The sequence below is a fragment of the Sphingomonas sp. BK036 genome, from assembly GCF_004216825.1.
In the GTDB taxonomy this organism is placed as follows: domain Bacteria; phylum Pseudomonadota; class Alphaproteobacteria; order Sphingomonadales; family Sphingomonadaceae; genus Sphingomonas.
Genome location: NZ_SGXR01000004.1, coordinates 135,167 through 150,378, shown reverse-complemented (window position 1 = coordinate 150,378; position 15,212 = coordinate 135,167). Strand labels below are relative to the sequence as shown.

Genomic DNA, 15,212 nt, shown 5'->3' with positions numbered 1-15,212 from the left:
GCTCGGTTTGCGATCCTGACTGCGTCAGGACGACGGACTGGGATTGTGATCTCGACGTTCGTCAGGATGACGGACCGGATTTATCGTCCGCCCTTGTCCCACCGCGGCGGAGCGAGGCCCCGCTTACTCCCGGCGCGAGACGGCGGTCAGAGCGCCTCGAGCGCCTTTGCCACGCCGTCCATCGTGAAGGGCTTTTGCAGCCGCGGGCGATCGCGGAATTCGGGGGCGACGCCGTCGTCGCCGCCGCCGGTGGCGAACACGAAGGGGACGCCCTTGGCCGCGAGGGCCTCGGCGACTGCGGTGCTCTTTTCGCCGCCGCGCAGGTTCACGTCGAGGATCGCGCCGTCGACGCCGCCTTCCTCGATCCGCTTGAGCGCGTCCGCGACGGTGTCGACGGACCCGGCGACGCCCTTGTCGAGCACCTCCAGGAAATCCTCAAGCATCATGGCGATCAACGGTTCGTCCTCGACGATGAGGATCTGCTGGGAAACGGTCATCCCCTGCCATAGTCGGGATTGTTACGACTTGCCAACATCTTGTTCGTGTCGGCGCGTCGCGAGCACGTCTCGTGCCGCTTCGGCGAGTTCCTGCACCGAGAAGGGCTTGGGCAGGAATGCGACGTTGTCGAGATCGATCGAGCGGCGCAATTGCTCCTCCGCATAACCCGACATGAACAGGATCGGCAGGTCGGGATAGCTCTCGCGCGCATGCCGCACCATCGTCGGGCCATCCATCTGCGGCATGACGACGTCGCTGATCAGCAGGTCGGGACGGCCGTGCTTGGCGAGCACCTCGAGCGCGACTTCGCCATTCTCGGCGGTGAGCACGGTATAGCCCTGCCGCACCAGCGCGCGTTCGGCGACCGCGCGGACCATGTCCTCGTCCTCGACCAGCAGGATCGTGCCGGTGCCCCACAGATCGACGGGCTTGGGTGTCGGCTTGAGAACCGCCGGGCGCGTGGCGGCAGGCGCGGAGTGCACCGGCAGGTACATCGAGAAGGTCGCGCCCTGCCCCGGCTTGCTCTCGGCGAAGATGTAACCGCCGGACTGTTTGACGATGCCGTAGACGGTCGAGAGGCCGAGCCCGGTGCCCTTGCCGAATTCCTTGGTGGTGAAGAACGGTTCGAAGATCTTGGGCAGCACGTCGGGCGGGATGCCGGTGCCGGTGTCCTGGACGATCAGCGCGGTATAATCGGCGACCGGCAGGATATCCGACGCCATCTCGCGCACTTCGGACGCGGCCACCGCGCGCGTGGTGATGGTGAGCACGCCGCCGCCCCGCGCATTCGCCGAAACGATCGCGTCGCGTGCGTTGACTGCGAGGTTGACGACGACCTGTTCGAGCTGGCCGGGATCGGCGCGGACGGGGCCGAGGTTGCGGCCGTGAGTCATGTCGAGGCGGACGGTCTCGCCCATCAGGCGCTTCAACAGGTTCGAGACTTCGGAGACGACGTCGGGGAGCTGGAGGATTTGTGGGCGCAGCGTCTGCTGGCGCGAGAAGGCGAGCAGCTGGCGTGTCAGGCTGGCGGCGCGGTTCGAGTTGGTGCGGACCTGCTGGATGTCGTCATAATCGCTGTCGCCGGGCGAATGGCGCATCAGCATCAGGTCGCAATGCCCGATGATCGCGGTGAGGATGTTGTTGAAATCATGTGCGACGCCGCCCGCGAGCTGGCCGACCGCCTGCATCTTGGTGGCCTGGGCGACTTCGCGCTTGAGACGGCTTTCCTCGCTATTGTCCTTGAGGCTGAGCAGCACCGCCGCATCGCCAAGGCCACGCGCGCCGGCGATGGTGAGTGCGACCGGCTCGTCGGGGTGATCCTTGAGACGGACCGCCATGTCGGTCGAGTGCGTCGCGCCGCCGGCGAATTTGCGGATCGCGTCGGCGACCGCGGCCTTGTCCTCACGGACGACGAGATCGCCGGGGTAGAGCGGCGGTGCGACCGCATTGACGCCGGCCGCACGCAGGAACGAGTCGTTCATCTGGAGGAATCGGCCGTCGCGATCGACCAGCGCCATGCCGAACGGCATCATGCTGACCAGGCTGCGGACATGCGCGGAGGCACTGGCGCCGAGCGCGGGTGCGTCCTCCTCGTCGTCGAGCAATGCGACCAGCACGGGCGCGTCGTCGCCGTCGAGGAACGGGATCTGGAGGACGCGGAGCGGGGTGCCCTCGAGCCCTTCGCGTTCGAAGCGGACGAGGCCGCGGCTGTCGGTGATGAGGAAGCGGGCGAAGTCGCGGCCTTCGATCGCGTCATATTCGTCGCCGCACGCTCGCGCCCTGAGCACGCGGTTGGCGGTGCGGACCCGGCCGTCGGGCGAGAGCAAGGCGGCCATGATGCCGCTGCCGCCGAGCCGGTCTCCGGTCGGGCCCGCGAGCAAGGCGGCGAGCGTTTCCGCGAGGTCGTGCTCCTGCGCGGTGACGAAGCGCCAGACGAGCATGTCCGCATCGTCGCCGGCGCGCGCGATCTGCGCGGACAGGGCGATGTCGCGCGCGGCGAGCCGGTCGACATGCGCGCTGCCGTCGCGCCAGGCGGCGCGGCCGGCATCAGCGAGCGCCGCGGTGCCGGCGTCGTCGAGCGGGAGGCCGGGGGGTGTCGGAAAGCCTGCGAACAGCGCTTCATACGCGTCGTTCGCGCAGACGAGCCGTCCGGCGCGGTCGGTGATCGCGAGCGCGTCGGTGCCGGCTTCGGCGACCGTCCGGGTCAGGTCCCAGTCGACCGGGCGCGACGCGTCGTTCGTGACCGGATTGAGCAGGCGCCAGGCGATCAGCGCGCCGATGACGATGATCGCGGCGGCGAAGAAACCGGCGGCGACGATCCAGCTGCCGACCAGCAGCAATATGATCGCGGCGGCAGCGATGCCCGAGGCGGCGGCGACGAGCGCTGCGTTGCGGACGGGAGTGGGTAAAGCGATCGATGCCATCGGGACGGTCTTCCGCCGGAGCGGGGTTAGGCGTCAAGCGCGTTGGTGGGTTTCCGGGGGAAGAGCGCGCACGGCGCCATGCGCCAGACGCGTCACCTCGGCAAAGGTCGTCCTTCCGGTAGGACCCGTCAGCTTCACACCACACGTCATCCCAGCGAAAGCTGGGATCTTCCTGATTGGCGCGCGTCGCATGCCCCGGGGGAGACCCCAGCTTTCGCTGGGGTGACGTTAACTCGGGTGCGATCCGCGACGGGCGGTGTGGCTCCTGCCCGCCGTCGGAGCCTCAGAAACCGTTCCCCGCGGAGGCGGGGCGCCGCTTACCAGATCCGGACGCGCTGCTCGGGCGTCAGGTACAGCTTCTGCCCCGCGGTCGGCTTGTACGCCGCGTACCAGGGGTCGAGGTTGCGGACGACCCAGGCGCGCTGCTGCGACGGCGAGTGCGGATCGGTCAGCAGGCGGTTGCGCAGATTTGCTTCGCGGTAGTTGCGCCGCCAGACCTGCGCCCAGCCGAGATAGAAGCGCTGGTCGCCGGTGAAGCCGTCGAGCACCGGCGCGGCCTTGCCGCCGAGTGCGGTGTGGTACGCATCGTAGGCGACCGTGAGCCCGGCGAGATCGGCGATGTTCTCGCCCATCGTCAGCTGGCCCTTCACGTGCATGCCGGGCAGCGGCTCGTACGCGTCATATTGCGCGCCGAGCTTGCCGGTGAGCGCGTTGAAGCCGGCGATGTCCTTGGGCGTCCACCAGTCGGTGAGCTGACCCTTGGCATCGTATTTCGAGCCCTGGTCGTCGAAATGATGGCTCAGCTCGTGGCCGATCACTGCGCCGATGCCGCCGTAATTGACCGCATCGTCGGCCTTGGGATCGAAGAACGGGGGCTGCAGGATTGCGGCGGGGAAGACGATCTCGACCATGCCGAAATTGGCATAGGCGTTCACCGTCATCGGCGTCATGCCCCATTCCCAGCGCTGCAAAGGCTTGCCGAGCTTCGAAATATTGTCCTGGTGCTGCCATTCGTTGGCGCGCCATTCGTTGCCGAACGCGTCGCCCGAGGTGATCGTCAGCGCGGAGAAATCCTTCCACTGGCTGGGATAGCCGATCTTGGGCGTGAACGCGGCGAGCTTGGCGTGTGCCTTGACCTTCGTCTCGGGCGCCATCCATTCGAGCTTGTCGATCCGGCGGCCCATCGCGGCGAGGACGTTCTTGACGAGCTTGTCAGCCGCAGCCTTCGTCTCGGGCGGGAAATATTGCGCGACGTAAAGCTTGCTGACCTCGTCATCGAGCGCGCCGCTCGTGAACTGCACGCCGCGCTTCCAGCGGGCCTCCTGCTCAGGCGTGCCGCCGAGGACGGTGCCGTAGAACGCGAACTGCTCGGCGTCGAACGCCTTGGGCAGTACGTCCGCATAGCCGTCGAGCGAACGCAGCATCAGCTGGTCCTTGAGCACGCCGAGCGGCGCGGTCGAGACGAGCTTGGCGATGCCGGTGATCGCCGAGGGCTGGGCAACGATGACGGTCGCGACGGGCGTGCCGATGCCCTTGAAATAGCCTGCGAAGTCGAAGCCGGGCGCGCGCTTGGCGAGCTCGGCGACGGTCATCTTGTTATAGGTCTTGGTGGCGTCGCGGCTGTCGACGCGGGTCCAGCTGACCTTGGCGATCTCGGTCTCGAACGCGAGCAGCGCGGCGGCGCGCGCCTCGGCATTGGGTTCGCCCGCGAGCGTCAGCATCTTGGCGATGTGCGCGCGGTAGGCGGTGCGTGCCTCGACCAGCTTCGCGTCGGCCGAGAGGTAATAATCGCGGTCGGGGAGGCCGAGACCGGACTGGCCGAGCGAGAGCGCATATTGCTCAGGCAGCTTGTCGTCTTGCCCGACGCCGCCCCCGAACGGGCCGCCAATGCCGGCGCGGTCGGCTTCGGCGAGCAGTGCCGGGTAGCCCGCGCGGTCCTTCAGCGCGGCGATCTTGCCGAGCCAAGGCTTGATCGGCGCGAGGCCCTTGCCCTCGATCGTGCCGGTGTCGAGGAAGGTCGCATAGGCGCGGCCGATCTTCGAGCCCTTGTCCTTCGCGGCGGTGTCGAGGATGCCGCGGGTGCGCGTCTCGGACAGGTCGGACAGGAGGTTGAACGAGCCGTAATTCGACTTGTCGGCGGGGATCGGGTTGGCCTTCGACCAGTTGCCGTTGGCGAAGGTGTAGAAGTCGTCGCCGGGCTGGACGGTCTTGTCCATGCCCTTCTCGTCGAAACCGAAACTGCCGTATTGAGCGCCGGTCGAGGCTTGCGCTGGCGGGGTCGGCTCAGCCGTTTGCGAGATGGCGGCGGTGACGCCGGTGATGGCGGTGGCCGCGAGCAGGCCGGCGACGAGGAAGGACTTCATGTTTCTCTCCAAACTGCGTCATCCTGACGAAAGTCAGGATCCAGAGCCACGGCCGTCTGCGCGTGTGGCTCTGGATCCTGGGTCGAGCCCAGGATGACGGGGCTCTTTGTGGCGATTCGGGTTACCAGATACGGACGCGGTTGGCGGGGGCGAGGTAGCTTGCCTCGCCGGGCTTGGCGCCGAACGCTGCGTACCAGGGATCGAGGTTGCGGACGGTCAGCACGCGCTGATGGCCGGGCGAATGCGGATCCGAGAGCAGCGCCTGCTGGAGCGCCGCGTCGCGGAACTTGGTGCGCCACACGCCCGCCCAGCCGTAGTAGAAGCGCTGGTCGCCGGTCGTGCCGTCGATGATCGGCGCCGGCTTGCCGCCGAGCGACTTGTGATATGCGTCGTACGCCACCGTCAGCCCTGCCAGATCGGCGATGTTCTCGCCGAGCGTCAGACCGCCCTGGATGTGCTGGCCGGGCAGCGGCTCATACGCGTCATACTGCTTCACCAGCGCATCGGTGAACACCTTGAAGCGCGCGACGTCCTGCGCCGTCCACCAGTCGGTGAGCTTGCCGTTGAGATCGTATTTGCGGCCCTGGTCATCGAAGTGATGGCTGATCTCGTGACCGATCACCGCGCCGATGCCGCCGTAGTTGACCGCAGGGTCCGCCTTCGGATCGAAGAAGGGCGGCTGGAGGATCGCGGCGGGGAAGACGACCTCGTTCATCGTCGGGTTGGCGTACGCGTTGATCGTCATTGGCGTCATGAACCACTCGGCCCGGTCGATCGGCTGGCCCAGCTTCTTGAGATCGCGGTCATATTCGAACGCATTGGCGCGTGAGACATTGCCGACGAGATCGCCCCGCTGGATCTGGAGCGCGGAATAATCGCGCCATTTGTCCGGATAGCCGATCTTGGGGGTGAACGCGGCCAGTTTGGCGAGCGCCTTGGTCTTGGTCTCGGGCGCCATCCATTCGAGGTTCTTGAGCCGCTCGCCCATTGCCGCGATCACGTTCTTGACGAGATCGTCCGCCGCCGCCTTCGACGCGGGCGGGAAGTATTTCGCGACGTACTGCTGGCCGATCGCCTCGCCCATCGCGCCCGATACGGTCGAGACGCCGCGCTTCCAGCGGACCTGCTGCTCGGGTGTGCCCGACAGCGTGGTGCCGTAGAAGCCAAAGTTCGTCTTGTCGAAATCGCTCGAGAGATACGGCGCGTAGGCGCGCAGCACCTTGAGCATCGCATAGTCCTGCACCACGGCCAGCGGCGTGTCCGCGAACACCTTGGCCTCGCCGGTGAACGCGGTCGGCTGTGCGACGAGGTAGAACGGACGGCCCGCGACGCCCATCGCGGTCATGTACTGCGCCCAGGGGAAGCCCGGCGCCTTTGCCGCGAAGTCGGCGGCGGTCCATTTGTTGTAGGTCTTGTCCGCGTCGCGGCTCTCGATCCGCGTCCAGTGCGCGGTGGCGAGGCCCTTCTCCATGTTGAACACGGCGGCGGCGCGCGCGGCGGCGTTGGGCTCGCCCGCCAGCGTCAGCATCCGCGTGAGATACGCCTGGTAGGCCGTGCGGATAGTCGCGAGCTTCGCGTCGTCCTTGAGGTAGTAATCGCGATCGGGCAGCCCGAGGCCGCTCTGGCCGAGGCCGACGACATAGGTGGTCGGGTCCTTGTCGTCCTGCTGCACGCCGACGCCGACAAGGCCGCCGACGCCCTGACGCTGGAGCCTGGCGATCTCGGTGACGAGCGCGGTCTTGTCCTTGGTGGCGCGCAGCGCGGCGAGCATCGGTTTGACGGGCGCGGCGCCCTTCGCGTTGACCGCGGCCTCGTCCATGAAGCTGGTGTAGAAATCGCCGACCTTGTCGCCGGGCTTGGTGGCGGCGGCATCGAGGATCGTGCGGGTGCGCGCGAGCGACAGGTCCTGTAGGACGTGGAACATGCCGTAGGACGAGCGATCGGCGGGGATCGGCGTCGCTTTCACCCAGCCGCCATTGGTGTAGTCGAAAAAGTCCGTGCCCGGCGTCACGCTGGTATCCCGGCCCGCCATGTCGAACCCGAAATCGCCGATCTGCGGCTTGTTCGCGTCCTTGGTCGCGGGCGCAGGCGTGGAGGACGCTGGGGTCGCGGCGCGCGGCGCGGTTTGCGCGATCGCCGATGCGGCGGACGCGAGCAGGATCACGGTAACAATCGACTTGCGCATCAAGAACCTCGGAAAAAAGACCGTCTGGATACGCTGTGTTCTACGCCGATAAGACGGTCCGTCAATTCCAACCGGTGTCAAATGTTACGAAACGTTGCCGCCGCGATTATCGTGCCGGTTCCGCCATTTGCGCGCGATCCACAACCGCCAGCCCAGCGCGCTGAGCGCATAGCCGCCGATCGAGCAGACGATCGTGATGACGAGCAGGCCCAGCGCGGTGGCGGGCCCCGCCTGCATCAGCCACGGGATCCATTCGGTCCGCGCGGCGGCCTCGGCGACGGGCTGGCCCGGCACATGCTCGTCGAGCCGCAGCAGCGACGAGCCGATCCAATAGGCTGCGATCCACAGCGGCGGCGTCGTCAGCGGGTTGGTGATGAACGTGGTCAGCGCCGCGGTCGGCACGTTGGCGCGGAACGGCAGCGCGAAGACCGCGGCAACGGGCGTCTGCGCGACCGGGATCAGGATGCCCGCGACCATCCCGAGCGCGACGCCGCGCGGGACCGATCGGCGGGTGAAGCGCCAGAGTTCGGGCGCGAGCACGCGGTGCGCGACGGGGCGGAGAAGACGGTTCTTCTCCATCGATTCGCGGGTCGGCAGGTTACGATGCGACCACGCCGCGAGACGCGAGAATATACTGCCCGGCGCCTTGGACACAGGCTATCCGCGATCCCGCATGATCCGGCCCTGCTCGCGCTTCCAGTCCTGTTCCTTCACCGAATCGCGCTTGTCGTGGTTCTGCTTGCCCTTGGCGAGCGCCAGCTCGATCTTCGCGCGGCCCTTCGAATTGAAGTAGATCATCAGCGGCACGAGCGTCATGCCCTGGCGCGCGACCGCGCCGAACATCTTGTTGATCTCGCGCTCGTGCAGCAACAGCTTGCGCGGCCGCTTTGGCTCATGGTTGAAGCGGTTGCCGTGGCTGAATTCGGGGATGTTCGAATTCACCAGGACGACGTTCTTGCCCTTCACCTCGGCATAGGCCTCGGCGATCGAACCCTCGCCGCCGCGCAATGCCTTCACCTCGGTGCCGGTCAACGCGATGCCCGCCTCGAACACCTGCTCGATATAATAATCATACCGCGCGCGCCGGTTCTCGGCGACGATCTTGGTCTTCTCGAAGGTGGGGGGTTTGGGACGTGCCATGGGACGCGCGATGTAGGAGGTCGCGGGGCTTAGGGGAAGCGGTGGCGGGGCGCAGGTGTGCGTTTATTCCCCCACCGCGCGTCATCCTGACGAAAGTCAGGACCCAGAGTTACGGTGCGTCTCGCTGCTTGGCTCTGGATCCTGACTTTCGTCAGGATGACGGCGTGGGATCAGGCGAGACCAGCGTGCGCCAGGGCGGCGTCGACCGCGGCGCGCGACGGCTCGCCGGCGGGGGTCATCGGCAGGCGCAGGGTTTCGGGGAAGCCTGCGCGGACCTTGGTCATCGCGTATTTTACCGGGCCCGGCGAGGCGTCGGTGAAGAGTGCTTCGTGGAGCGGATAGAGCGTGTCCTGATAGGCCAGCGCCTTGACGAAATCGCCTGACTGGCACGCCGCCTGGAACTCGGCGCAGAGCTTGGGCGCGACGTTCGCCGTCACCGAGATGCAGCCGGTGCCGCCCATGACGTTGAACGCGAGCGCAAGGTCGTCATTGCCGGACAACTGGCAGAAATCGGGGCCGCACGCCGCGCGGTGCTGCGACACGCGGGCGAGCACGCCGCTGGCGTCCTTCACGCCGACGAATACGTCGGGGAACGCGGTGACGATCCGCGCGAGCGTCGCCGGCTGGATGTCGGTCACGGTGCGTGCGGGCACGTTGTAGAGGATGATCGGCAGCGGCGTCGTCGCGGCGAGCGCCTCGAAATGGCGGAAGATACCCTCCTGCCCCGGCCGGTTGTAATAGGGCGGGACCATCAGCGCGGCGTCGGCACCGGCGTCCTTCGCGGCGCGCAAATTGGCGGAGGCGACGCGCGTATCGTTCGAGCCCGCGCCGGCGATCACGGGGACGCGGCCCTTCGCCTGGTCGACGCAGACGCGGACGACGTGAAAATGCTCGTCATACGACAAGGTCGCCGCTTCGCCGGTGGTGCCGCACGCGACGAGACCCGACGAGCCCTCCGCGATCTGCCACTCGATGAAGTCGCGATAGGCGGGTTCGTCGAAGCTGCCATCGGCGGCGAACGGCGTGACGAGTGCCGGAATCGATCCTGAAAACATGCGGTAGCCTTGCGTCCCTGCGAGAAGAAAAGTCTGGCCTGTTGCGCCAAATACCGGGTGGAATCCGGATTTCGTTCAGGACAGATACGGGTTCGAGGCGTATGCTGTCCACATGGTAGCATCGATGTTGAAAACGAGCCTTCTTCTTGCAGTCGTGGCGGGGACGGTCGCCGCGTCCGGAGGCGGGCAGCAGACGCTGGATCGCTACAGCACGCAACTTGCCAATATGGGGCCGAACGCGCAGCCGATGGCGTCGCCGGCGATGAGCGACGGCGCGATCGCCGCGACGATCGCGCAGTGGCGCGCGTTGCAGCAGACCGACGCGCTGCCGTTCGACAGCTATGCGGGCTTCCTGATGGCGCATCCGGGCTGGCCGAACGAGGCAGCCAACCGGCGTGCGGCCGAGCGCAAGGCCGCCACCGGGTCTCCCGCCAGCGTCGCCGCGTTCTTCCGCCGCTATCCGCCGCAGTCGGCGTCGGGCGGTGTCGCTTATGCGCGGGCTCTGATGGCGACGGGCGCGCGCGATCAAGCCTATGCCGCGGTGCGGACCGCGTGGCGGAGCAGCGGGCTGACGCCGACCGACGAGGCGATGGTGCTGTCGGGCTTTCCGGGTGCGCTGACGCCGGACGACCAGGACGCGCGGATGGATGCGCTGTTGTGGGCGGGCCAGACCGGCGCGGCACAGCGGCAACTGGTGTGGACCAGCGCGGCGCGGCGGCCGGTGTTCGCGGCGCGGCTCGCGTTCCGGACGAATGCGCCAAATGCGTCGGACATCTCGGCGTCGACGCAGACCTTGTATGCCAACGACGCTGGCTATGTCGCGGACCGGGCGCAGTGGTTGCGCAATTCGGGCGCGAGCCCCTCGGCGCGCGCGTGGCTGGCACAGCCGCGGTCGCTGACGACGCGGCCGGGGAATGCGGCGGAATGGTATGAGGTGCTGGTCACCAACGCGAACGGCGCGGCGAACGACAGCCAGTATCAGCTCGCCTATGACATCGCGCGGCAGATCGACGACGCCTATCCCTATGGCGCCGACGTCTCGACCAAATCCTATGCCGAGCGCGACGAATATACCAATCTCGCCTGGCTCGGCGGACGCGTGGCGATGAAGCAGCTCGGCCGCCCGGCCGATGCGATGACTCTGTTCGACCGCTATGCGCGCGGCTCGCGCTCGCCGCAGGTGCGGTCGAAGGGCTATTACTGGGCGGGGCGTGCGGCGGAGGCTGCCGGGCTCGCACCGCAGGCGGCGGCCTTCTACGGTCAGGCGGCCGGGTACCGCGATCAATATTACGGGCAGCTCGCGAACGAGCGCACCGGGCGGGCGCTGGTCGCGCCGCCGTCGGTCGCGTCGGTCGCGATCGATCCGGCGACACGCGCCGCGTTCGACCGGCGCGAGACGGTGCGCGCGGTGAAGTTCCTTGGTCAGATCGGCGACTGGCAGGACCAGACCGCATTCGTCCGCCAGATCGCCGCTGACGCGACGACCGACTCCGATCACCTGCTCGCCGCCGAGCTGTCGAAGAGCATCAACCGCCCCGATCTCGGCGTGATGGTCGGGCGCAGCGCGCTGGCGAACGGGCTCAGCGATTATTCCGCGGTCGGCTTCCCGATGGTCGCGGTGCCCGCGGGCTATGAGGACAATTGGACGATCATCCACGCGATCTCGCGCCAGGAAAGCCAGTTCGACCGCGCCGCGGTCAGCCACGCCGGCGCGCGCGGACTGATGCAGCTGATGCCCGCCACCGCGCGCGAACAGTCGGGGAAGATCGGGCTGGCGTACAACCAGGCCGCACTGACGACCGATCCGAACATGTCGATCATGCTGGGATCGAGCTATTTCCAGCGCGTCTACGCCAATTACGGCAGCTATCCGCTTGCAGTAGCGGCGTATAATGCGGGCGGCGGCAACGTGAACAAATGGCTCCGCGCGAACGGCGATCCGCGCACGGGGGCGGTCGACATGGTCGATTGGGTCGAGGCGATCCCGTACCAGGAGACGCGCAACTATGTGCAGCGCGTGCTGGAGAATGCGGTGGTGTACGACCTGATGAACCCCGCGCGGGCGAAGAGCCGGGGCGCGGCGCGGTTGTCGTGGTATCTGGGGAAGAACCGGCCGGGGTGAGGCCCTTGCGTCATCCTGACGAAAGTCAGGATCCAGGGTAACGCACGATGGTCCTTCGTGGCTCTGGATCCTAACTTTCGTCAGGATGACGGTCGCGCAGAGTATGATACGAACGCACATGGATCGCCCGAACTACATCACCCCCGCCGGCTACACCGTGCTGCGCGAGGAATATGAACACCTCCTCGTCGGCGAGCGGCCCAAGCTCGTCGAGACGATCTCTTGGGCGGCGGGTAATGGCGACCGGTCCGAGAATGGGGATTACATCTACGGGCGAAAGCGGTTGCGCGAGATCGACCGGCGGCTTGGCTGGCTGTCTAAGCGGATGAAGGCGGCCAAGGTCGTCGATCCCGCCGCGCAAGAGGATCGCACGCGCGTGTGGTTCGGGGCGTGCGTGACGGTCGCGGACGAGGATGATGTTGAGCGCATTCTGACGCTGGTCGGCGACGACGAGACCGACGCGAGCAACGGCCGCATCGGCTGGAACTCGCCGTTCGCGCGAGCGCTGCGCGGGGCGGCGATCGGCGATGTGCGGCGCGTGGACCTCCCCGCGGGCGAGCGCGAATATGAGGTGATCGCGATCGCCTATCCCTGAATCCTCCCCCGCCAGGGCGAGGATTGGGGCCTTCGTCGACGATAGGTTTCGATTTACGTAAATTGACCGGGCGTGCCGCGTGAGACATTTCGGGCTCGCAACGACACTCGAGGAAACCCCCCATGCCGATACCCGCCACCTGGTCCGCCCGCCTGCTCAGCGCCATGCGGGTCGTCGTCGCGCTCGTGTTCTTCAGCCACGGCATCTCGAAGTTCTTCGGCCTACCGCCGTTCCCGATGCCGATGACCCCGCTGCTGACCGCCGCGGGCGTGCTCGAGGTCGTCGGCGGCGGGCTGCTGATCGTCGGGCTGTTCACGCGGCCGGTGGCGTTCGTGCTGTCGGGGATGTCCGCGGTCGCCTATTTCATGGCGCATATGCCGCAGGGCCCCTTCCCGATCGCCAATGGCGGCGAGGCGGCGGTGCTGTACTGCTTCGTGTTCCTGTACCTCGCCGCGGCGGGCGGCGGCGCGTGGAGCGTGGACGCGGGGCGCGGGCGCGTCTAATCCTGCGCGCATGATCGATACCACAACGCGCAACGTCGCCCTCCTGATCGACGCGGACAACGCGTCCGCCGCCACGCTAGACCCGGTGCTGACCGTCCTTGCCGAGCTCGGCACGGTCAACGTCCGGCGCGTCTATGGCAACTGGTCCAAGCCCGCGCTCAAGGCGTGGAGCGACATGTCGATCAAGCACGGCATCGAGCCGCAGCAGCAGTTCGACCTGACCAAGGGCAAGAACGCCACCGACATGAAGATGACGATCGACGCGATGGACCTGCTGTTCCGCGGGCGGATCGACGGGTTCGGGATCATGTCGTCGGACAGCGATTTCATGCCGCTGGCGACGCGCATCCGGCAGGACGGCATCCCCGTCTACGGCTTCGGCACGAGCCGCACGCCCGAGGGTTTCCGCCAGGCCTGCACGCGGTTCATCGACGTAGGCGCGCTGAACGAGACGTCGCAGCCGATGCCCGCGCCCGCCCCAGCGCCCGTCGCGGGCGAGAAGGCGGCGGCGCCTGCCCCGGCCCCCCGCCCCAAGACCGCGCAACCGATCGACGAACAGGTGATCAAGCTGCTGATCGACGCGTACAACGCGGTGAAGCGCGACGAGAAGGGCTATGCGAGCGTCGCGGAGCTCGGCCAGCTGGCGGGCAACCGATCGAGCTTCGATGCGCGGAATTACGGGTTCAACCGGCTGTCCGATTTGATCGAGACGATCCCGAACTTCCAGCACGAGCGCCGTGAAGGTGGCCGGTCGTTCGTGAAGCGGCTGCGGTAGGTACTCCGACACTCCAACAGCAATGCCCCACCCCGGCGGAGGCCGGGGCCCAATTGGGGGACGTCGATGACGAAGAGCGGCGCTTCGTTACTGCGGCCTTCCCAATTGGGCCCCGGCCTTCGCCGGGGTGGTACCTCACCCCGTAGGCTGCAACCGTCCACCCGGCTCGGTCATCGCGTGGGCGCCCTCCTCGCAATCCTCTCGCACGACCAGCGCGCCTTTCCGCCAATTTCCGTAGCGGTAATAGCCGATCGCGATCGCCAGCGTCGCCGCCGAACCCAGCGGGAAGCTCCACCACAGCGCGTCCGGCCCAAGCCACGGCTTCGCCAGCAGCGCAAAGCCGATCCGAACCGGATACAACGCGATGATCAGCGCGATCAGCGGCGCGATCACCGCGCCGTTCGCGCGCACCGTCGAGAACAGCACCATCGTCATGCCGAACAGGATGAAATTCCAGCTCGCGATCAGCTGGATATGCCGCGCGATCGGCAAGGCCGGGCTGTCGCCGCCGATGAACAGCGTCATCACCGGCCGATCGAACAGGATCACCACGCCGACCATCGCGCCGGTCAGCGCGATGTTGAAGAGCAGGCCGTATTTGGTGATGTCGCCAACCCGGTCCCACCGCCCTGCGCCGATATTCTGCGCCGCCATCGAACTGACCGCCGCGCCGATCGCGAGCGCGGGCATCTGGATATAGGTCCAGAGCTGCTGCGACACCGCATAGGCCGCCGCGGTATCGACGCCGAGCCGGTTGACCAGCCCGACCATCGCGAGCCCCGCGGTCGACATGACGAGCATCTGCGCACCCATCGGCAGGCCCTTGCGCACGATCGTGCCGGTCAACGCGCGCTCGGGGATCAGGTAGCGCAGCTCAGGCCCACGCAGCCGCAGCGGCAGGTCGCGCCGGTAGATATAGAGCACCAGCCCGAGCAGCGAGACATGGCTGGCGATCAGCGTCGCCATCGCCGACCCGGCGATCCCCATCTGCGGGAACGGGCCGATCCCGGCGATCAGCAGCGGGTTGAACCCGCTGTCGAGGATCGCGCTGAGGAGCATGAACCAGAGCGGCGTCATCGAATCGCCCGTGCCGCGCAGGCCCATCATCAGCAGCACCATCATCATCGAGGCTGGCAGCCCGAGAAAGATCACGCGCAGATAGGCGAGCGCGAGCGGCATCGCGTCGCCGGGCGTCGCGAGCAGCTGCAGGATCTCGGGCGCGAACACCCAGCCGAGCGCGGCGATGACGATCGCCCCGCCGAGCACCAGCCCCACTGCCGACCCGAATGCGCGGCGCGCACCATCGATATCGTGGCGGCCGAAGCTCTGGCCGACGAGGATCGTCGCCGCCATCCCGAACCCGAACACCGCGCCGAACGTCAGGAACATGATGATGTTGGCGTTCGAGGTCGCGGCCAGCGCGCCCTCGCCGAGATAGCGCCCGACCCAGATCGCGTTGATCGAGCCGTTGAGCGATTGCAGGATGTTCGAACCCAATGTCGGGAGCGCGAAGGCGAGCAGCGTGCGGCCGATATGGCCCGTGGTCAGGTCGC

The 15,212-nt window shown here is 67.3% G+C and carries 12 protein-coding genes; 4 read left to right on the top strand and 8 right to left on the bottom strand.

All coding sequences use genetic code 11. The features are described 5' to 3' along the window. Nucleotides 1-146: 146 nt before the first annotated feature. The 7 genes from EV283_RS07705 to dapA form a co-directional block, all read right to left on the bottom strand. Nucleotides 147-497: a response regulator gene (locus tag EV283_RS07705; protein ID WP_055879385.1), complete on the bottom strand. Its 351-nt coding sequence runs from the start codon at nt 495-497 to the stop codon at nt 147-149. Nucleotides 498-518: 21 nt separating this feature from the next. Continuing rightward, nucleotides 519-2,921: a response regulator gene (locus tag EV283_RS07700; RefSeq protein ID WP_130324206.1), complete on the bottom strand. Its 2,403-nt coding sequence runs from the start codon at nt 2,919-2,921 to the stop codon at nt 519-521. 317 nt (nt 2,922-3,238) lie between these two features. Continuing rightward, nucleotides 3,239-5,284, bottom strand: coding sequence for a M13 family metallopeptidase (locus tag EV283_RS07695; protein WP_130324204.1), 2,046 nt, complete (start codon nt 5,282-5,284; stop codon nt 3,239-3,241). Between the two features lie 121 nt (nt 5,285-5,405). Then, nucleotides 5,406-7,469, bottom strand: coding sequence for a M13-type metalloendopeptidase (locus EV283_RS07690; RefSeq protein ID WP_130324202.1), 2,064 nt, complete (start codon nt 7,467-7,469; stop codon nt 5,406-5,408). A gap of 84 nt (nt 7,470-7,553) precedes the next feature. Beyond that, on the bottom strand, nt 7,554-8,123 hold the full coding sequence (locus EV283_RS07685; protein ID WP_242615857.1) for a DUF2062 domain-containing protein: 570 nt from the start codon (nt 8,121-8,123) through the stop codon (nt 7,554-7,556). 3 nt (nt 8,124-8,126) lie between these two features. Continuing rightward, the gene (gene smpB / locus EV283_RS07680) at nt 8,127-8,609 is read right to left on the bottom strand and encodes an SsrA-binding protein SmpB (protein WP_055879372.1); all 483 of its coding nucleotides are present in this window, start codon (nt 8,607-8,609) and stop codon (nt 8,127-8,129) included. 170 nt (nt 8,610-8,779) lie between these two features. Further along, nucleotides 8,780-9,664: a 4-hydroxy-tetrahydrodipicolinate synthase gene (gene dapA, locus EV283_RS07675; RefSeq protein ID WP_130324200.1), complete on the bottom strand. Its 885-nt coding sequence runs from the start codon at nt 9,662-9,664 to the stop codon at nt 8,780-8,782. A gap of 112 nt (nt 9,665-9,776) precedes the next feature. Here dapA and EV283_RS07670 point away from each other — a divergent pair, with 112 nt between their 5' ends. The 4 genes from EV283_RS07670 to EV283_RS07655 all read left to right on the top strand — a co-directional run bounded on the left by EV283_RS07670 (nt 9,777) and on the right by EV283_RS07655 (nt 13,659). Next, the gene (locus tag EV283_RS07670; RefSeq protein WP_130324198.1) at nt 9,777-11,786 is read left to right on the top strand and encodes a lytic transglycosylase domain-containing protein; all 2,010 of its coding nucleotides are present in this window, start codon (nt 9,777-9,779) and stop codon (nt 11,784-11,786) included. 118 nt (nt 11,787-11,904) lie between these two features. Next, the gene (gene greB, locus EV283_RS07665) at nt 11,905-12,381 is read left to right on the top strand and encodes a transcription elongation factor GreB (protein WP_130324196.1); all 477 of its coding nucleotides are present in this window, start codon (nt 11,905-11,907) and stop codon (nt 12,379-12,381) included. Nucleotides 12,382-12,503: 122 nt separating this feature from the next. Next, nucleotides 12,504-12,884, top strand: a complete 381-nt coding sequence (locus EV283_RS07660; protein WP_130324194.1) for a DoxX family protein — start codon at nt 12,504-12,506, stop codon at nt 12,882-12,884. 10 nt (nt 12,885-12,894) lie between these two features. Then, a complete protein-coding gene (locus EV283_RS07655; RefSeq protein WP_107957173.1) occupies nt 12,895-13,659 on the top strand; it encodes an NYN domain-containing protein in 765 nt (254 codons plus the stop codon). A gap of 135 nt (nt 13,660-13,794) precedes the next feature. Here EV283_RS07655 and EV283_RS07650 read toward each other — a convergent pair whose 3' ends face one another. Beyond that, nucleotides 13,795-15,207 (bottom strand): MATE family efflux transporter, encoded by a 1,413-nt coding sequence (locus EV283_RS07650; RefSeq protein WP_242615897.1) that lies wholly within the window; start codon nt 15,205-15,207, stop codon nt 13,795-13,797. Nucleotides 15,208-15,212 lie beyond the last annotated feature (5 nt).

Coding starts and splice junctions, on each gene's coding strand:
- EV283_RS07705 (WP_055879385.1), bottom strand. CDS start 497: ATGACCGTTTCCCAGCAGATCCTCATCGTCGAGGACGAACCGTTGATC.
- EV283_RS07700 (WP_130324206.1), bottom strand. CDS start 2,921: ATGGCATCGATCGCTTTACCCACTCCCGTCCGCAACGCAGCGCTCGTC.
- EV283_RS07695 (WP_130324204.1), bottom strand. CDS start 5,284: ATGAAGTCCTTCCTCGTCGCCGGCCTGCTCGCGGCCACCGCCATCACC.
- EV283_RS07690 (WP_130324202.1), bottom strand. CDS start 7,469: ATGCGCAAGTCGATTGTTACCGTGATCCTGCTCGCGTCCGCCGCATCG.
- smpB (WP_055879372.1), bottom strand. CDS start 8,609: ATGGCACGTCCCAAACCCCCCACCTTCGAGAAGACCAAGATCGTCGCC.
- dapA (WP_130324200.1), bottom strand. CDS start 9,664: ATGTTTTCAGGATCGATTCCGGCACTCGTCACGCCGTTCGCCGCCGAT.
- EV283_RS07670 (WP_130324198.1), top strand. CDS start 9,777: ATGGTAGCATCGATGTTGAAAACGAGCCTTCTTCTTGCAGTCGTGGCG.
- greB (WP_130324196.1), top strand. CDS start 11,905: ATGGATCGCCCGAACTACATCACCCCCGCCGGCTACACCGTGCTGCGC.
- EV283_RS07660 (WP_130324194.1), top strand. CDS start 12,504: ATGCCGATACCCGCCACCTGGTCCGCCCGCCTGCTCAGCGCCATGCGG.
- EV283_RS07655 (WP_107957173.1), top strand. CDS start 12,895: ATGATCGATACCACAACGCGCAACGTCGCCCTCCTGATCGACGCGGAC.